At 31.6% G+C, this 20,383-nt stretch carries 11 protein-coding genes; 4 read left to right on the forward strand and 7 right to left on the reverse strand.

Annotated elements, in window-relative coordinates; translation table 11 throughout:
* Positions 1-42: 42 nt before the first annotated feature.
* Positions 43-5,034, reverse strand: a complete 4,992-nt coding sequence (locus tag H0I23_RS04115) for a DUF4132 domain-containing protein (protein ID WP_216785194.1) — start codon at positions 5,032-5,034, stop codon at positions 43-45.
* Between the two features lie 27 nt (positions 5,035-5,061).
* A complete protein-coding gene (locus tag H0I23_RS04120; RefSeq protein WP_216785195.1) occupies positions 5,062-5,817 on the reverse strand; it encodes a hypothetical protein in 756 nt (251 codons plus the stop codon).
* 178 nt (positions 5,818-5,995) lie between these two features.
* On the opposite strand from H0I23_RS04120, the gene H0I23_RS04125 reads away from it, so the two are divergent.
* From H0I23_RS04125 to H0I23_RS04140, 4 genes are all read left to right on the forward strand, one after another.
* The gene (locus H0I23_RS04125; RefSeq protein ID WP_216785196.1) at positions 5,996-8,509 is read left to right on the forward strand and encodes a hypothetical protein; all 2,514 of its coding nucleotides are present in this window, start codon (positions 5,996-5,998) and stop codon (positions 8,507-8,509) included.
* Between the two features lie 78 nt (positions 8,510-8,587).
* The gene (locus H0I23_RS04130; RefSeq protein WP_216785197.1) at positions 8,588-11,122 is read left to right on the forward strand and encodes a leucine-rich repeat domain-containing protein; all 2,535 of its coding nucleotides are present in this window, start codon (positions 8,588-8,590) and stop codon (positions 11,120-11,122) included.
* 276 nt (positions 11,123-11,398) lie between these two features.
* A complete protein-coding gene (locus H0I23_RS04135) occupies positions 11,399-12,817 on the forward strand; it encodes a carbon starvation protein A (RefSeq protein WP_216785198.1) in 1,419 nt (472 codons plus the stop codon).
* Positions 12,818-12,995: 178 nt separating this feature from the next.
* Positions 12,996-13,991: a hypothetical protein gene (locus tag H0I23_RS04140; protein WP_216785199.1), complete on the forward strand. Its 996-nt coding sequence runs from the start codon at positions 12,996-12,998 to the stop codon at positions 13,989-13,991.
* A 68-nt stretch (positions 13,992-14,059) separates the two neighbouring features.
* Here H0I23_RS04140 and H0I23_RS04145 read toward each other — a convergent pair whose 3' ends face one another.
* The 5 genes from H0I23_RS04145 to H0I23_RS04165 all read right to left on the reverse strand — a co-directional run bounded on the left by H0I23_RS04145 (position 14,060) and on the right by H0I23_RS04165 (position 20,105).
* Complete coding sequence (locus H0I23_RS04145) at positions 14,060-14,836, reverse strand: hypothetical protein (protein ID WP_216785200.1); 777 nt, start codon at positions 14,834-14,836, stop codon at positions 14,060-14,062.
* A 216-nt stretch (positions 14,837-15,052) separates the two neighbouring features.
* A complete protein-coding gene (locus H0I23_RS04150) occupies positions 15,053-16,168 on the reverse strand; it encodes a serine hydrolase (RefSeq protein WP_216785201.1) in 1,116 nt (371 codons plus the stop codon).
* Between the two features lie 235 nt (positions 16,169-16,403).
* On the reverse strand, positions 16,404-16,679 hold the full coding sequence (locus H0I23_RS04155; RefSeq protein WP_216785202.1) for a YcxB family protein: 276 nt from the start codon (positions 16,677-16,679) through the stop codon (positions 16,404-16,406).
* Positions 16,680-17,067: 388 nt separating this feature from the next.
* Positions 17,068-19,050: a DEAD/DEAH box helicase gene (locus tag H0I23_RS04160; protein ID WP_254073650.1), complete on the reverse strand. Its 1,983-nt coding sequence runs from the start codon at positions 19,048-19,050 to the stop codon at positions 17,068-17,070.
* Positions 19,051-19,184: 134 nt separating this feature from the next.
* Entirely contained in the window at positions 19,185-20,105 is a 921-nt protein-coding gene (locus tag H0I23_RS04165) for a DUF1837 domain-containing protein (protein ID WP_216785204.1), read from the reverse strand.
* Between the last annotated feature and the right edge of the window lie 278 nt (positions 20,106-20,383).

Consider the following 20,383-nt stretch of genomic DNA (forward strand, 5'->3'; position numbering starts at 1 on the left):
GCCCGCCCCACCTAAGTGGGGAACGCCTTTATAATTTTAAAATTAGCTATTTATTTGTGCTAAAATAGTTGGATCTTGTATTTTATTATCTTCGGATAAGAGTTTCATTTTTGAAATAATCTCAGCCGATTTTGGATCGTCATCTACAAAGGGTAAAAACATGCGACCTCTATGCTGGCTATGCACCGGAATTATAGATAATTGCAATCCGTTTTTACTCACTTGGCCGCTTCCTAAATGTATGCTATACTCACCCAATGTACCTGTTACCAGTATATGACGCTCTTTAACCGTAATATTTTTAAGTTTAAACAGCTGTGCAGATTCGGTTGCTAAAACAGCACGCATTTGTAGTGTACTGTGGCTAGCTTCTGGGTCTACGCCACCTACGTGAGCAACACTTACCACAAGATCTATGTCTCTCATGATTTCACTAAAAACAACCGAAGGCACTTCTTTTAAAGGAATTGGCTTGTAATTTTCTAAGGAGTAAAAAACAATATGCTCTAAAGTTGGTGCTTCTATATCTGCTGGTGAAAACCAGTCTGCCATAGCATACATGGTTGCCATAAACCCTAGTTTGTGATATACTTTTTGCAAGCCGTCTTCATGGCTCACTGTCCAACCACGACCGCGCAATAAAGCGACCGTTTTTTGTGGCTGAATTTGATGTCCTTGGTAACGCTCTGACTTTGCACCAAGCTCCAACTCATCTTTAGTCACCAAATACAGCTCTCTAAAAACTTGCTTAAAGGGTTGTACTAAACGTTCTGCAAAGAGGTGTTTCTGGTACATATCCCATTGTACAGCTTTGTATAAGTGAGATGGATGTGCAATGACCAAAACATCGTCTTCTTGTAAATTATGTTTTTTACCTTCTGTATCTTTTAATGCGCCGTCTGCATAAAAACCAGAAAATTCTTTTTCTGGAGAAAATAACACCAATTTGTTTAGCATAACCTTTACAATAGGGTGCTGCATTATTTTATGAATCTCGGCTGTAGTAAACTTATCTTCGTTTACCATAGCATTTTCTAGCGACAAACGGGTTCTGCTATATTGTTTTGATAAATAAGACTTGTCTTCTTTTAAAGCCAATACTTGCTTGTCTTTTTTATACTTAGCAGGAATAGACTTTTGTTTTTTATCGCCTTTGGTTACAATAATATCTGTTTTACCTTCATCTGTTATGACCAACTCTATAACAGCATCATCAAAGATGAGCACTGCATTTTCCATTATAGCTATGGTAGCTTTACTTTCCATAGCCCAACTAAAACGTACGCGGTCTTGAAAACCTGCATTTCTAGACAAGTTATCTAAGGCAATTTCTACCGCATTTTTCTCACTTTCTTGTCGCTGTGCTCCAAACTGTTTGCTCTCTTTTAAAAATTGCTGTAATAGGTTATAGCGTTTTAATAAATCTTTTTCTGGGATGGTTTTACTCAACGGAATTAACCCCAATGCACGCACATAATCTTTATCTCTTTTATCTGTAATTTTCTTTAAGGTTTCAGTAATTTTTACCTCACCTAGCATTACACTAGAATATAATTTTACCTGTCTATGCCCATTACCATCGGTAATATATTTTGCAGCATCGTGTAGAATTTTCCAATTGGCTTTGCCTATACTTTTGTACACTTTATTAAACCAATCTATATCTATGGCACCAATGGAGAAGTCTGATTTTGGAATGTTAGAATATCTAGAAATAATCGTTTCTTTTTCGCTACTCATATAATCAGATGCGTGCGCTTGAAACCACCAAACGGCATCTTCTAATTTTTCTAAGCCAAGATATTCACCTACAAAACCTGCCCATTGCGTAGCGTAACAAGCTAGTTCTACTAAACGCTTTTTAGGAATGTTAGCTTCGTCTGCAAGCGCAGCAAAATCTGCATAGCTTTCCGTTTCTTTAAGTACACTCTTTTTTAGAATAGCACTAAACTTAGATTTTTTAGTATCGCCATAATAACTATAGCCACGCTCAAAAGTATCTTTGCCCATACGCTGTAATATTTTAAACACATACGCCACACCTTCTACTTTACTAAGGCTAGAAATATATTCTGATGCCTCTGTAGCTAAATCTCCACGTTCTAATTCTACCGAAAGTATATTTGTTTTTAAATCATTAAAAACACCTTTTGGAACTAAATTTCCATCTAAATTACCATTACGTATTCTGTAATTTTGAGCACCATCTAAAATAGACATTAATTCAGCAGAGTTTAGTGCCTGAAAAAGTAAATCGTCTTCAGTAATTAAATTCTTTTGAAAAAGAATTAAAGAGATACCAGTGAAGGGTAGTACAAGACCTCTATCGGTGTTTCTTTTTTCTGTTGCGGCAGTTATAGCGGTTATAGGTTTTGGATACCCAATATATTGAGCTACTAAAAACATTTTTATATCCCAAAACTTTTTCAGCTGCACATCATCTGCAAACTGTTTTAACTCTTCTTCATCTATTACGCAAACTAATCCATCGATAGCATTAATCCAGTGATAGTTGCTGTATCTATAGTTTTTATCATAAGAAAATGTACTTGTTTTAAGGTTTTCAGGAAAGTTAGCTATGACATCTTCCCATAAATTTAATTTAAAACTAAATACAGCAGCCCTATCAGCATACACATTAAATAAACGTTTTAAAATTTTTGTATACTTAGAATTTGTACTGTAATAGCTGCGTTTTGTAACCTCTAATTTTATTTGAGTTAAGTCAGGTACGTATTGTTTCGTATACTCTTCTAAAGTTTCATAATTACCATAGGGTGCATTAACTCTATTGATGTAACGAATGGCTGAATACATCTCAAAGTCGTTAAGATTACTCTCTTCATACCATTTTATCCAAACATCTGCTAAAGGAATATTTTGTAAATGTACTTCTGGAGCAACATCTTCTTTAATTCTCTTAATCTCTTGAATACCTTTAGAAATTAAAGTTGTACTCGTTTCTTCATCATAGGCTTCAAATTGATATTCATAATTTCTATGTTCATGTACAAGCGCTATTAAATTATTGATAGCAGTTACAATTTTAGATTCATCTATAAAACTTCTAAATTTAAAATTAGCAGTGGTAATCCCCAGTTTATTGAAAAAACTTTTTTTATAATCAAAGTTAATTTTTGGTGTATATAAAGGGGAGAGATTGTTATAATCTACAGCTCCGAAACCATTACTATACGAGTATCCAATTTTTGTTTTAGAGAATTTGCTTAAAAAAACACTTTCGTTTTTTGTATGCTTTGGTCGTTCTTTGAACAAATCAATCTGTTCTTTAACAAACACTGGGTATTGTTCTTTCTCTTCTACAAGGGTTAGCATTTCAAGCGCTGCCAAACGCTGATCAACATTTTTGGCAGTAATCAAATGTTGTGTGCTTTCTTTAAAAGTATTTTCGGGTTGTTTAATCAATAACTTGATTAAACCAGAACGTAGGCTTTTATTTTTTCTACCTAAAAGATCTTCTACAATAACTAAATCTTCTTGGTATAAGGGCATATGATGAAATACTTGTATACCGGTAGACATTACGGATTCATTCCTATCTCTAATAGCTTGTTGTGCTAAATTTCTTTGCCAAGCATCTTTAGATAATTCTAATTGCTTAGGTGTTGTGTTGTGGTAATTGTACCCAAATGAATAGGTAAAATGATTAGGAAACACTTTTCTAATAAAACTTTCACGTACTTCAGAAGGTAAGTTACTTAAGTTATTAGCTAGTAAAGACAAATGATTTTCTGTGGCATTGTTTATTATAAAATTAAAGAAGAAATTAGGTTGTACCGTAAAGCTATTCCAAGAGAATACTTTGCCGTCATAAACCTTGCCTTCTTTTGGTAAACTTTCTGCCACCTTTTGTATGCGAATGAAAAGTTCTTCATCAATGTCTAATGAAGGTAAGCTAACAGTTAACCAATAATCTAAGGCAGGGTTGTTTCCTAGCTCTTTTTTATAATAGTCTACAATAGATTGATTGGTGCGTTGCGTCTGACTCACAAAATAAAGACCTAATAATTTTTTCTCTAACTTATCTGTCGTATAGACTAATTCTAATGCTTTTTGATTTGCTACATCTACATCTACTAAAGCTATAGCCCATAGGCCAACATAGATTTCTATATTGTCGTCACTTTTTAATAGGGTATCAATGTCTTTCAGGTTTAAAATATACTGCTGACTCAGTTCTAGTATTCTTTTTATGGTTGTTTTTTTAGGTGCATCCCAACCAAAACCAAACCATGTATCTACCGCTCTTACCACACTACTAAAGCGTGTTAAGTCGTGCTCTAAAATAACACCGATGATATGTTTTAAAGCACCGTGACTCGTTTCGTCTAAAGACTCTAAGATGGTTTGTCTTAAACCTTCTTGGCGCTGTGCTGCCAGTAGTAATTTAGAAACTAATTCCCAATTCTCCTCTTTTTGGGTTAGTAATAATCCTTTTATAATATCTTTACTTACCCCACCAATTTCATCTTCAGCTTGTATAATGTCTTTTACAACATCGATAACTAATTCTGTTTTGTATTGAAGTACGGTACCAAAAAAGTAACTGTTTTTATGATCGTAATACGTGCTGTATTGAAACTGCTCAACTAGAGATAAGGCTCCGAAACCTTTGCGACTAAACGCTGAAAAATTTCTAAAATAATTTAGCTTGTTGTAAAGGTGCTGGGTGTTCACTTTGGCTCTAAAAGATCTTCTGTTATATCCAGTTTGATAGGGTAGGTAATCAAACAAACTCCACATGGCAGCTAAATACGGTGCTTGTATCTTTCCATATAATAATATGCCTAAACGCATACCTTCATCTGTTAACCAGGGGTTTACGGTAGTGGCATCGTCAAAAACATCTGAAAAAATAGCTATTGTTTCGTGTTGCTGCCTCGGTTTTAGCAAATCTGCGATAATCAATCCTAATATTTCATAGGGACGAGTAAATTTTTTAAAATCTGTATCTTTTAATGCTGCCTTTTGGTGCTTTTTTATGTACTCTTGTGCTTTTTCAAATGGAATCATAATTATGCTATTCTTTTGATGTGTTTTTTATTTTATTAGTCCGTTTTTGTAGGCTCCTAATTTAAAATCTATTTGACTTTTAAAAACCTCTTTAAGATTTTCTTTTGGCTGTAGTGTAAGTCCTAGTTGAAAATGTTTATTGTGATCATATCCTATATATTCTTGAGCAACAAAGCGCACCTGTGCCTCATTAGTAGCGCTATTATAATCTAGCACAGCAAAGCTTTGTGTTGAAAACTGCATTGAAGTAGTATCGCTTAAAAAATATAAAAATGTTTTAAAGGTTTTAATTTTTGAAATAGGAATGTTATTTAATTGCCCTAGTTCTTTAATCCAAGAATCATTTTTTAATGCTTTTAAAAGAGATTTTTCGGTAAAAAGCTCTTGTAAAGTAACTTTTTGCATGGTATTTATGTTAACTGTTGCAATACCTAAGGTGTTACCCATAAGGCCACAAGCTTCTTGGGTAGCAACACCATATTCATAACTATAGTAAGGCCCAACTAAAGAAAGCGGATTGTAATGGGACGAAAAGAAGACTTTACATTCTGTAGGTTCAGTTATATTGTTTTTAAAAAAGTTGAGGCTATCTTTTTTAGTATTATAGATAACAGTATCATTATGAGTAGCTTTTGTTGCTGTTATTTTAAAATTGTTCCGCTCAAAAAGAAGGGAGTCTTGTGGTGTGTTTTTTAACTGCGCACGAAGAGGAGCGATACCAAAGAACAGGAGGATTAGTAGGTAGCAATATCTTTTAATTCTTAACGTGTGTAGTGTTTGCATATGTTATAAACAGAAACCTTTTTATCTTATTTTATATCCTACTAAATTCTTTTGCAAATTAGAATGAATACCTCGCTTCTACATCCCTGAATTAAGGGATATTTTAGCTCTACTGAATACCGTTAGAAAGCCTGTTGATTTATAACTTAGGTTTGTAAAACTGAAATAAAACAACCTTATGATACTTGCTAAGCACGAACTTGGTTTCAATTTTTATGAAGATGAAACATCTTTTGAAAAAATTAAAGCTTGTAAAAATTACCCAGAAGATTTTTATTACGAGATTTTTGTACTTGCTAAATCTACTAAAAACAAGCAGATTAGAACTGAATGTACCAATATCATAAAAAAACAGGCGCCAGAAGCTTTACAACTCGCTTTTAAGAGTCGAAAAAAAATAACGACAATACATGATTCTCAATCTTTTAACAAGAAGCTGATTGCTATATTAGAGTACGGAGTACTCTCAGAAGACTTAGACCTTTTTAAACTTTACACACTTGTTTGTAAGCGTTTAACGCTTTCGCTTGAATATAGAAGTAAAGAAGTTATTGAACTTTTCATAGAAACACCACGTCTTTTAAGTCAGTTTAATGGTATTAAAGAATTAACAATTAGCACCTCTAGACAGAAAGAAGGTTTTAGTAACGTTGTAAACAACATAACGCAACTTACTTCATTAGAGAAACTTGAGCTTGACATTGATTATAAATACATACCAGAAGAACTAGAACGATTAGTTAACTTAAAAGAGTTTATACTAGCAGCACCTAATTTGGTATGGGTTCCCGTAGGAATAACAAAACTAAAAACACTTAAAAAGTTGGAGTTTAGAGGGAGTTTTTCTTTTGGTAATGACGATCCTAACCCTAACATAGTTAACTTTACTTGGCTTACAGAATTGACAAGTTTAAAGCATTTAAGAATAGGTTCCTTTACGGTACAAGACCTCTCTGATGTAGAGCTTCCGGCAAGTTTAAAAGAATTAGAGCTTTTTAGGTTAGAAAATATAACCGCTTTACCAGAAACACTTGGTCACTTACCAAAACTAAAAACATTGAGGCTAAGTGGTATGGAATCGTTAGAACACTTTCCTGCATCTGTTAGTGAATTTAAAACCTTAGAGGTTTTAGAAGTTATTCATTTATCTAAATTAAAGAAAGTTCCTGCATCCTTTATTTTTGGACCAAATATTAAACGTTTACTAGGTTTGTATACAGAGTTTATGCCTTATGGTGAAACCCCTGTAACTAAGCTAAAAAGAATCGTTTTTACCCATCCAGAGCTTCTTAGTTTTGTATTAGGTAATGCCTTGTCTTTTACTAATTTAAAAGAGATAGAAATTACTTGTGATGCACCACAAAGAAGAAGTGCACATACGCTTTCTGCATTTAAAAAACTTAAAAACCTTAAGTATAAGTTAGCACATCATTTAGAATGGGTTTTAGAGGATATTCACGAATGTAAAAAGCTAGAAGACGTTCTTATTTATGGAATATACGATGCGAGTAATGCTAAAATAACAAACGCTGATGTTGCTAATTTTCCTCAGTCATTTTCTAGAATAGAGCATTTGCAAACCTTAAAAGTGCACAGTGCAAAAGCACTTGTTTTAAATACAGATTATTTACCTATAAAGACAGATAGTCTTACCATTACAGATATAAAAGTAATTGAGCCCGGTGTTGAAGATTTTGAGGTAAATCATATAAAAGTAGTAGGTACACCTATTACCGCATTACAAAAGTTTTATTCAGTAATACGTGCTAAAAAAATTGAGTTAGACGATGTAAACAGTGTTAAAAATGAGACTTTAGATTTTGATACTTTTAAAGCCCCTGAAAGCTTTAAAGATTTTATATTTAATAGTAATGTAAAAGGTTTAGATAAGGCATTAAAAGCACTTTGTAATTTACAATCACTAACCATTGATTTTAATAAAGATAATGCCAAACAAAACAACGGTTTAACCGCTTGTACACACCATAATTTAAAAAACTTAACCATTAAAAATTTTAATGGTAACACTAATGTTATTAAATTATTATTAGAGCATACGCCTCATCTAGAGTTTTTAGAAATTTACGATTGTGTAGGACTTGCCGATTTACCTAAGGTTACTTTAAACAAACTAAAAACACTGAAATTATTTTATAGCGATGATATACAGTCTATAGAAAACTTAACAGTGCCCAACATAGAGCTTTTTAAAGTTTTATCGTGTGACAATTTTGGTTACGATGCTATGGTTACGGCATCACATTGGAAAACGCTTAAATTTCTTTGGTTACAAAGCATTAGTAGAGATCTTGAAACCTACCCAGAGACCATTGCAGACTTAAATTTAGACACCTTTTTTATTGATGGATTTTTAACTAAAAGACAAATCCCGAAATGGATAGGAAGAATGAAATCCTTACGAGTTTTAGGCATAGAAAGCTTTAAGTATTCCCCATTACCGGAAGAATTAGCTGAATTAACCCAATTAAAAATAATGAGCATTAGAAGGTGTGATTTTACAGAACAAGTGTCTGATAAATTTAAGAATCTGAATTTAGAGGAATTAATTTATAGGTTTTCAAAATTTAATGGAAACAATATGAAGTGGTCTAAATTTTACGCATTAGCTAAAAATAAAATCTTAAAAGAGGATTTTGATAACAGAGATGAAAAATATAATCTGTACTGTTAAAGAAATTAAAGCACAACGTACTGTATCTAAAAAAACTGTTTCCAAAAGAAATTTATACTTTAAAAATTAACGATTACTATGACAAAACCAGCAGAAGTCCCTGAATTCACCTATTATAAAATGGATGAATATTATGAAGATATTAAAAAGTGTAAAAACTTTCCAGAAGATTTTTACTATGAAATTTTTACGATTGCAAAAGCAACCTCAGATAAAAAAAATAGAGCAGAGTGTGCTAACATTATAAAAAAACAAGCCCCAGAAGCTTTGCAACTAGCCTTTAAAAGCCGAAAAAAAATAACACAAAAAGGAAGAAACGCAGCTAGAATGATTTCCTTTTTAGAATACGGGTTGCTATCTAAAGACTTAGACCTTCTTAAATTATATGATCTAATGACGAGAAAGAATAGAAAACTGGGATTTTTTAGGTTTTCGGTAGATTTTTTAGATCGCTTGTTAGAACATCCTCATATATTAAGACGATTTAATGGCGTAAAAAGTTTAGAAATCCATTTAAAAGGACAAGGCAATAAATATGATAGTATTCTTAATGAGATATCAAAATTAACGTCGTTAGAAGAAATAGATCTCGAGGGAGAGTTTGAGCAACTACCAGAGGATTTTGGTAATTTATCAAAATTAAAAGAATTAAAGCTTGTTGCGCCTTGTTTAAAAAGGTTTCCAAGTACAATGTCTCAGTTAACATCCTTAAAAAAAATACGTATAGAAGGTGATTATTGGATTGGAAAAATTATTCCTAATATGAATCTAACCGATTTTAATTGGCTTACAAAACTTACTAAATTAAAAGTGTTCAAACTACGTTATGTAGGCGTGCAAGACCTATCTCAAGTCGTGTTTCCTGCATCCTTAAAACGTATAGAATTGTTTTACTTAAATGAATTAACAACATTACCTAAAGATGTTAGTCATTTAAAGCAACTAAAAAAGTTTCAGATTTTATCTAAAAGCATAGATAACTTACCAAGTGGTTTTGAAGATTTACCAAAATTAGAGCTTTTTGAACTTAACGCCCCTAAGATAGATTCCTTATCAGCTACCTTATTTTTTGGCGATGCGTCTAGATGTTTTGGAGATACACCTAGACCTGAATTAATAACAAAAATTACATATAGCGAAACTAATATTTCACCAATGACGGAAATTAGTCTGCGAGAATCTATAGAAATAGATTCACCCAAACTACTTAATTTCGTGTTAGATAACGCGTCGTTTTTCCCTAATTTAAAGACGATAACTATAGATTGTGAAGCACCAGAAACCCCACATAAAACATCATTAGCTGCATTTAAAAATTTAACAACGCTTCATTACAAACTAGAACATAAACTAGATTGGCTTTTTGAAGGGATTGAGCAATGTACAAAACTTAAAAATATTGAATTATACAGATTTCAAGAGTGGCATACTAAAGATATAAAATTAGCTGTTAGAATTTTCCCTTCAGTATTTTCAAAAATTGAACAGTTAGATAACCTGACGATTAAAAATGCGAGTGCTTTAGTTGCAGACACTGACCATTTACCTAAGCATATTACCAATTTAACTATTTCTGAAATTAAAGGCATAAAAGCAGGAACAGAACCTTTTGAGGTGTTTAATGTGGAAGTTAAAGCCACACCAATTCTTAATTTAGAGGAATTTTATGCAGTAATTAGTGCGGCTAAATTTAATCTTGGACATAGAAATAATGATGTAAATAATGTTTTAAATTTTGAAACTTTTAGACATCCTGAAAAAATTGAATCGTTTGATTTTACCAGTGATGTGAGTCAGTTAGATAGCTTACTTAAAAACTTCATAAATTTAAAAGAGCTTACCATTACGTTTAAAAAAGCCAATCCCGAACATAACAATGTATTAACGGCCTATAAACACAACAATTTAAAAGTGTTAAGAATTGATGATTATAACGGAACTACCGAAGCCTTAGAGCGTTTATTAGCCCAGATACCAAATCTTGAATTTTTAGGGATATTTGAAGCCAAAGGCTTTGATGCTTTTCCTGCTGTAAATTTGCCTCAGCTTAAAAAATTAAGAATGCAAAGTGTAGCTTTTAAAACCATAGACAACCTAAACGTTGAAACTATTGAAGCGGTAAAACTGATACATTGTGATCATATTAACGATGAAAGTATTGAAGCAATATCGAATTGGAGTTCTTTAAAACACCTTTGGTTAGAAGGCTTAAATGAAAATGGAGGCACATATCCAGAATCAATTTCTGAGTTGAATTTAGAAACACTTTTTATTAGCGCACATAACAGAGAAGAAAAAATACCAACTTGGATTGCGAATCTAAAAAATCTACGTGTTTTAGGAATAAACAATTTTAAGCAAGTTGTTTTACCGGTAGAACTAGCCACATTAACACAGCTTGAAGTATTAAGTATTAGTGGTTGTGATTTTTCTGAAAAAGTATCCGAAGACTTTAGAAATATGAATTTAAAGAAGTTGGTATACTGGACCTCTAAATTTAATGGTAGTAATATGAAATCTGAACTCTACGAGCCTTTAGAAAATAAATTGGTATCTCAAAGAGATTTTGATGATGTAGATAGTGAAGCGCCTTTTAGGGTGGAATTAAAATAACAGCATTATCATTCCTATTTTTATTACTCGTAATTGTTTTAAAAAAAAATAACAATTACGACATCTATCCATAGCACTTAAATAATCTAGTATTGTAATAGTACAGTACTAGATTTTGTGTTTTTTAATAGCTATCTAATTTCCAGCAGAAACTTTTGTAAATTTGCGCGCCTAATTTAGGGTACACCCTATTTTATACGGTGTAAAATTTTTGATGAATACTATTAAAAATAGAACACTTATAGGTGTCTTTTTTATAGTTCAACAATACAAAATATGATCACATTTATAATTGCTTTTATTCTATTAATAATAGGGTACTTTACATACGGTAAATTCGTAGACAAAACTTTTAATTCTGACGCTAACAAAACTACACCTGCACATACCTTACAAGATGGGGTAGATTTTGTGCCTATGAATAGTAATAAAAACTCTTTTATTCAAATTTTGAATATTGCGGGAGTTGGTCCCATTTTTGGGCCAATACTAGGTGCATTATACGGTCCATCTGCTTTTTTATGGATTGTTTTCGGGTCTATATTTGCCGGAGGAGTACATGATTACCTAACAGGAATGATTTCTATACGCTTTGGAGGAGCACATTTGCCAGCCATGGCATCACGGTTTTTGGGTAAATCATTTAGCCACGTTGTTAATTTATTCACCTTATTACTTTTAGTATTGGTAGGTACCGTTTTTGTTACCGCACCAGCTGAAATGATTAATGCATTAATAGGCAGCGATACTGACTATCTAAAAATAATTATTCTAGGTATTTTTATCTATTATATTATTGCTACAGTATTGCCTATAGATAAAATAATAGGAAAAATATATCCTATTTTAGGCATGTTATTAATTCTTAGTGCTATCGGAATTTGTATCGGAATGTTTATTTACGGAGACCCATTGCCAGAACTAACGCTAGAAAATTTACATCCTAAAAAAATACCATATTACCCAGTAATTTTTCTAACTATATCTTGTGGTGCCTTATCTGGTTTTCATGCCACACAGTCGCCTATTATTTCGCGTACTATAGATAATGAAAAAGATGGTAGAAAGGTTTTTTATGGTATGATGATTTTAGAAGCTTTTATTGCCATGATTTGGGCAGCTGCTTCTATGAGTTTATTAAATCCAGAAGAGTTAAGTGCACTATTGGAAGAGGGGGGACCTGCAGCTGTAGTAAATAAAATTGCCATTATATTATTAGGTACTGTTGGTGGTACTGTTGCTATTATTGGAGTTATTGTGTTACCTATTACTTCAGGTGACACTTCTTTTAGAGCAGCACGTATGATTATTGCAGATTACTTAAAAATTGATCAAAAAGTATTGCGTAATAGGTTTGCTGTGGCAATTCCTTTATTTGCTATTTCTTTTATACTTACCAATATGGATTTTCAACTGCTATGGCGTTATTTTTCATGGTCTAACCAAGTTACAGCCGCTATTGCCTTATGGATAGGTACGGTATATTTATATCAAAACAAAAAACAATATATCATTGCGTTAGTACCAGCATTTTTTATTACTTCGGTAATATTTTCATACATATTTTATGACCCAACTATTGGTTTTAATTTAAGTCCTACCACATCTAACTGGGCCGGTTTATTAATTACATGCCTGTTAACGGCTTTCTTTTTTAGAGTAATGAAAAAAAGAAAAACACAAGAAGTTCAATAAAATTACAGTTTTTATAGTTTATTAAAGTCACCCATTTGGGTGACTTTTTTTATTCAAATTATACTCGTTTTAATAGTTTTCAAGGCAATAAATAATGAGTATACTTTGTTTTTAGAATAGAAAGTCCTCACGGATTACAGTGATAGAAATTAGAAAATGATATAGTACATTTGATAGTATGGATATAGGATTTAAAGAGATATTAATAAGCATTGTTATTTTAATTGTAATAGTCTTTTACGGCTTGAAAGCAAAATATATGGTATCAGAAAAGGTAGCCACTCAAAACTTAGAAACCTTTTTAGCTGCTAATTATGGAGAACTTTTAGAGTATAGTGACTTAAAACGATTTTTTAATTCAGGTAATATGAACCCGAATTGTTTTTCGGTAAGGGTATATCAAAAAAAAGAACCTAGAGTAGAGCTTTTCATCACTTTTGATGCTAAAACCATAGCAACACAAACCGATATAGCTTCTGATTATCCAGATGGATTATCTTTTCATGAACGGTATTTACAACGAATTGCTGTAGTTGAAATACATGATGTTATTTCTGCAAAAATGAAACCTCTTGGGGTTGATTTAGTTTGGGATTATAATGAAGTGTTTTTTAATCTTGAAGCAAAATATTCAGAGGCTGAGGTGCTTGAGAAATCGGATTACTTTCTAAGCCTGTTTAAAGTTGAAGATTCTGAGCTTTTAGGTTATTATCATGAACTTTCTTTAATCTTAAATATTACATCAAAAAATAATATTAGCTTAGTACGAGAGTTAGTGCAAGAAGATGGTATTTGGAGTTTTAAAACGATAAAATTATACACTAAAGCTGCTGATTTTGAACGTATAAGAAATGACATAAAGAAAGAGTTAACTACGTATTTAGATGCGAACTACCCAACACAAAAACTGTATGATTATTACGATACGTATGTGGCACCGAATGATTTTTCTAAGCTGCTTTATATTGAGTTTACAGAAGCTGAAAAAACCAAGCAAGAAAAGGAAAAACAGCAAAAAGGAGTTTGGGTTTCTCCAGTTACAGGCTATACTGTTATGTACTGGAATTTAGAAAAAGGAAACATAAAGCAAATTGGTTTTGTAGCGACAGATAATACCATCATTATGGAAGATGTTTTAGAAAAAGAAATAGCTGTTTTTTTAGAGCGGGCATAGGCGTTCTGAGTTAGTGTAATTGTTAATCGATGTCATGTATCAATAACTTTCTTTGTTGTAACCAGTTTTTATTCGTTTTTGAAAATCCATTCCATATTTAAAAATTCATAAATAAGGCTTGATGAATTTTCAATAGAATTTTTTATATCGTTTTTATCTCTTTTTTTTACTGATTTTCCGAATTTCTCTATAAGTTGACTATTCAATAAGTCTCGCTGATTTAAAGTCAATACCGAGCATTGTTCATCTTTGTTATTAAGACTCTCTTTAACTAGCGTCAAACGAATTTCAAGCGAAATTTCTTTAATTGAACTTAAATTAATTTTGTTTTGCTTGATCAATAATTTATTCCTTTCTATTACTTCATTTACGGGATGTTTTTTTAAAATTATAAAATTCAAAAACTCATAATTCAATGCAGTTAAGTCATTTATTAAAAAGGATAAATCAATTGCTGATTTTCTTATTTTTCTGTTCTCACTTTGGGTATATTTATATATACTGTCATTAGCTATAGAGAGATGATTTAATGCTTCATTATATGCATCGATGTTCGCTATTAATATTTTAGTATTAGTATTATTTTCAAGTTTTGAATAAAATTTATTTGTCGCTTCATTAAGTTTTGAAAAGATTTCTATACAATCGTTAACAAATTTAAATTCTTCATTTTCAGATTCAACCTTTATTTTCATATATGACAATTCTCTCATTTGGTCAATTTTTTTAGCAGACACTAACTCTCTAGGAAGAAGCTTCTCAGAAGCTATTATAGCTATGTTAGTTTTACTATTTCCAAAAATAATTGCGGTTATAAAAAACGATAATATTATAAGTATTCTCATAGTTTTTTTGAAATGGTGTAGAACGTCTCGTATATGAAAAGTAGCGCTGAAAAAGGCGATAACTTTTCGGTTAAGTACGAGCCGAATTTTTTAATTTTCTTATTACCTTTATTTATCAATAAGCCAAATTTAAAAATTTGGCGACCTTGCAAAAATGCTCGAACCTTTGTGTTGGCAACGACTCGCACTATGTTTTATATAAGTTGTTAGCCACAGTTATTTCTTCAGTTTCTGTATTTCGGGAACAATATATTCGTCCAATAATTTTGTTGTTTGGTTATGCGATTCCATTCCTCCATTAAAATATGTGCTTGTTAAAACAACTACTAAATCTAAATCAGGGAAAACAGCTATTTTGTTACCACCTGTTCCTGACATAAAGTACGCCTTTTCTTTATTCTCTTTTCCAAATTCGGAAAGCCACCATAAATATCCATATTCATAATCAAACATACCAACTTCTGAATGTGCTGTTGTCGATTGTTTTATAAAGTCAGTCGATATAATTTGTTCGTTATTCCATTTGCCACTGTTCAAGTATAATTGCCCGAGTTTGAGGAAATCCCTACTTTTTAGTCCTAAACCTCCACCTGTCATTGGTAAACCTGTCGGTGTTATTTGCCAATGGTAATCTGTGATGCCTAATTTTGAGAAAAGAGCTTTGTCTGCATAATTTTCCAATGAGCCTGAAACGCTATTAATTATATCGCCCAAAACAACAACTCCTGCTGTACAATAACTAAAACTTCTGCCGTATTTTGTGTCTTTTGGTTTAGTTTTCCATTCGGGAAATCCTTTTATCGGCAAGTCCCAATAAAATTTAACCCAATCTTCGATTATATACATTTTTTCTTCTTGACCGCGAGAATTTTGGTCCCAATCATCGCATTCCAAAATCGAAGACATCGTTAACAAATCCTCAATGGTAATTTCGTCTTTTCGGCTGTCGGAATTTTGTAAATCTTTGACTTTTGAATATTTGGATGCTTTTTCATTGACCGATTTTAACGAGCCATCTTTAATTAAACTACCAATAAGAGTTCCTGTTATAGTTTTTGTTGCGGAACGAGTATTATGTTTCGTGTCAGAATTGTTGTCGTTGTAATAATTTTCAAAAATAACTTTTCCGTTATGGGCAATTACAACGCTGGAAATCTCTTTAAAGTGGCCTTTGGTTATAAGGCTGTCCATTTTTTGGATTTTCGTGTTATTTTTTAGTTGATTTTCCGTTTTCCAACCGTCGTTGTTTTCGATTGGCGTAAATGGATTATTTTGTGCGTTTAGATTGAAGCTGATAAACGCAATTAATCCAAGAAGATTGATTTTTTTCATTTGTTGATTAGATTTTTGATTGATGATTTTATCTATCTGACGCCAATGTTCAATTTATGTTACGTTTTTTTTTATAATTGTGGCTAACATTTATGTATAAGAATAGTTGCGTGTTTGTAACGTCTGATTTTCCGAAGGAAAATCCATAAGATTTAGCGACTTCATAAATATACACAGACCTTTCGTTTTCACCCTAAAGTCCGCATTACGTTTAGGCATTGTTGGCAACAGTTATTTATTTCCATTCCCATGATAAATTTTCGAACAAGGGGATTTTCAATTCTTCCCATTTCGTCTTAATTAATTCCCAGTTATCGATTCCTTTTTTTGAAATAATAAATGAAGTGCCATTTGTAAGTTTAATAAAAAAATTATTTTGAGTTTCATTAATTTTTTCAATTTCAGATATTTTAGTTTTCCTTTCTCCGTCATTCTCTTTGGTAATTATATGTTCAGAAGTAAACTCCATAGTTTCTTTTTCTCCGACCCTGTCAGCGTAACTGTTTTTCACAATCTTTGTGTAGTGTTTTCTAAGTTTCGTTTTGTAAATTTTGGTATAGAAAACTAAAGTTAAGATTGCTGAAATTACCAATAATACTGCAAATATCGTTTGGTTGTGATTATACAAATCAAAAGCAAAATATAGTAAAAGTCCAACCAGAAATACTTTGGATATATTTAGGGTTTTCATCGTGTTCTTGTTTTCGTCTATTGAAAATAAATGATATTCGATGAAGTTTTCTTCTCTTAATATATACTCAATTTTCATTCTTGCTTATAATTGTTGCCAACGGTCTAGTATAAGAATAGTAGCGGATTATTACTCACTAGCTTTTCGGTTTATACCTGTCCTTTGTTTTATTATTTATCTTTCGTTTAAGCACCAAAACCGCTATTTTTTATATACGTTGTTGGGCGTTCGTTATTTTTATTCCGTCAAAGAAATAGTTCAATATATATTTATCAAATTCATCTAAATTATTCGTTTTTTCAAAAGTCATTTCTTTTCCAATTTCATTAAGGCTTTCAACTACGCTATGAATTGTCAATTCGTCATCATAGAAATTAATAATTTCCGATTCGTGTAGTTTTTTTGAAATCATTCGAGGTAAACCATATTCCTCTAATTGAAATACCACTTTTGGAAGAAATGCGTGAGAACACCACTTTATAAATTTAGAAATATCATATTGTTTATCCTTTAAAATTCTTTTTTGCAAAGTGTTTAAATCATTTAATAGAGCAGAAAACTTATATGTTACGTTTCTTTCTAAAAGGAAGAATTTATCGATGCCAACGTCATAATCTTCAAGTTCTTTTAGTAATTCGGGAATGGATTTACTCCAATTATATGCCATAATCTTAATAAACTCGACAAAAGTTTTATAAGCCGTATCCCAATTCCCTGGTTGTAATTTTATAACCTTGTATAATAATCTATCCCAATTTTCAGGTTTGAACTCATTCAAATAATATAAACCATTCCACTCTTCTGGATTTGTAGATAGGTCAATAGCGATTGTTTTAATTAATTCGGAATTACTTGATTGAAATGCAGATTCTGCTTTAAGCTCGTCATATGCTTGGACGCCTATAAGTTCGCCCATTTCATCATTATAGATTTTTAATTTTGCAACTTGTTCTTTAGTTAGTAATCCTTCATATTTCGTATCGTTTAAATCTCCCAATATTTCATCTGGGAATGGAATATCTAATTGAGTTTGACCTTCAATTGGTGGTTCTTCCAAAATGTATATTTTACCAATAAAGTGTTTAAACATTCTACCGCCTCTTCCAATAATATTTTTGTAAGTGAAGTCATCTAGTTTTGCACTTCCTTTTCTATTTCGCCATATTATTACATTTTCTGCTGACGTATTCACTCCTTCTATAATTGAAGAAGTTGAAATCAAATTACGAATACCTGTTTCTTCTTCAAATAATTTTACTTGAATTTGACTTAACGAACGGTGTAATCTACCATTATGGACACCAATTTCACGACTAATTAACTTTGTTAAACTCCAATTGACATCATAGTTTTTAGAAAGCCAATCTGCAAACATATCAAGCAGTTCATTTTTTACAGGTTCGTATGTGTCAAGAAAAAGATAAGTTAAGCTATCTATGTTTGAATATGTACCTGCATAAATCAAAGATTTCCCTCTATTTTTAGATAATATTTCTAATAGTTTTTCGCTCTTTTCTTCGTTGTTTTTTATTTGATTATATAATTTGTGTTTTTCTAAAAAAACTGTATTAAAATCAAGCCTGATAAATTCCATATCTTCTGTAAATGGATTGCTATCTATAGACGTGATATTTGGTGCGAGATAATATTTTTGATTAGATTTAGAACCAAGTTTTATCATTGCTCTAATTAAGCTAGGCGACCTTTCTTTATCAAACTTACTACTAGCTTTATAGAATTCATCAACAATCATTATATCAAATGATTCTACAATATTGATGTAATTCATTGCTCTTTCTTGCGGAAATATAAAAATATTTTTATCTGATAATTTAACATCAGAGGTAGTTATGATTTTATATTCGTGTGCAAATTTTTTATATAGTCTTCTTCTAGTTTCATCTGTTAGGGCTAATGTTGGTACAATAATTAATACGTTGTTCGGTTTTTTGATTTTGATGTAAGCGTCAATTACAAAACTCTTCCCAAAACTTGTAGGTGCACTTACAGCAATATTTCTACCCTCTAAAAGACTTTTAAGCAATAATGATTGTTCTCTATGAAGCGTTAGTGGTTTTTCCTCTCCAACGTCCACTTTAAAAGCATTGTAGATAAATCGTTCTTCCCAATTGGAGGTTTCGGGTTCTAAATAGGGGAAAAGTCCTGTTTCTCTTATTAAATGGTTAACCAATGGATTATAGGCTAATTCATTAGTGTTATGGTAGTCTAATAACTTAATGAGTTCTTGTCGAGCTTCATTTTCTTGTTTACCAACTAGAAGTTCATTAATTATATGGCATTTATCAAAAACTTGTTCTTGCATATCTAATCTCTATAAACTTTTGCTATTTGAATAAATTTATCTACGATTTTATCTTTGTCAGCAATAGGAAACAGGATAATATGAAAATTAATTTTCTCGTATAAATGTACATCTGTACATTTTTGAATTTGCTTTTTAAAATATTGTGTCGCTCTGTCTTTGTGATAATCTACAATCCCTTGTTTATATTCTACTGTTAAAGCTGTTCCTGTTTTTGTTTGTTCGCATTCATATAAAAGTAAAATAGGAATATTTAAAATTGGCTTTATTTTATCAATTGATACACCTTGAGAAAGACTTGCTTTTATTTTGGTTTTTAATTCATCTGAAATTTCGTCAAAATCGTTGATGTCACTTAAATTGGTAATAATGCTATTCTCTTTTTTGATTTTTTCTAAACTAATAGAATCTTTCACAGAAGTGATAATTGTGTCTAAACGGGCATTTTCGATACTGTTGTAAAATTTAGATTCTCCAAACCATAGTGAAAAAGAGTCTTCTGATTCTATAACAATGTGGACACTGTCAGAACCTTTGGCTTCATCTTTTGTGTTTTGTTTGTAAAATATTTTAGGTACAATTGGAAGAGCAGAATAGTGGTCTTTCATTATTCCATAAAGAACAATTTCTGCAATTTCACTACCTCTACCAATTGCATCTACAGATTCAATTAATCGTAATTTCTTTGCTGATTCAGAAAGAATTGTACCTGCACCATCATTCAACAAAGCTTGTCTTTCGCTATGACTCAAAGCAGTTTCTTTAATGTTATCCCAAACATAGTTTTGAAACTTTTCATATCTCCATTCTCCATTCTCAAAATCATTGATTATTCCAAGAACTGATTTGTTGTCAGTCGGACTTAAAGAGTTGTCTAATTTAACGTCATCAAATATGTTATTTACGATAATTTCAAATTTCATTCTCGGTTTTTTTTTAATGACGCCTAACGGTTTAGCTAAGCGTAGTGCGGAGGCAAGGAAACTTTTCGTTTCCGTCTGAGCACGAAGCTAAAGCTTATTGTTTAGTTTTGTTTTTTCTTGTCCAAAGCTAAATCCATAAGATTTAGCGACTTAGTAAATATACACAGACCTTTCGATTTAGTCCAAAACTCCGCATTACGTTTAGGTTTTGTTAGCAAATGTACTTTTCCGTCTGAGTTGTAAATCCATTCGTAACAGTTGCGTTTGAGAGAAGTCCA

The sequence above is a fragment of the Cellulophaga sp. HaHaR_3_176 genome, from assembly GCF_019021925.1.
Taxonomy (GTDB): Bacteria; Bacteroidota; Bacteroidia; order Flavobacteriales; family Flavobacteriaceae; genus Cellulophaga.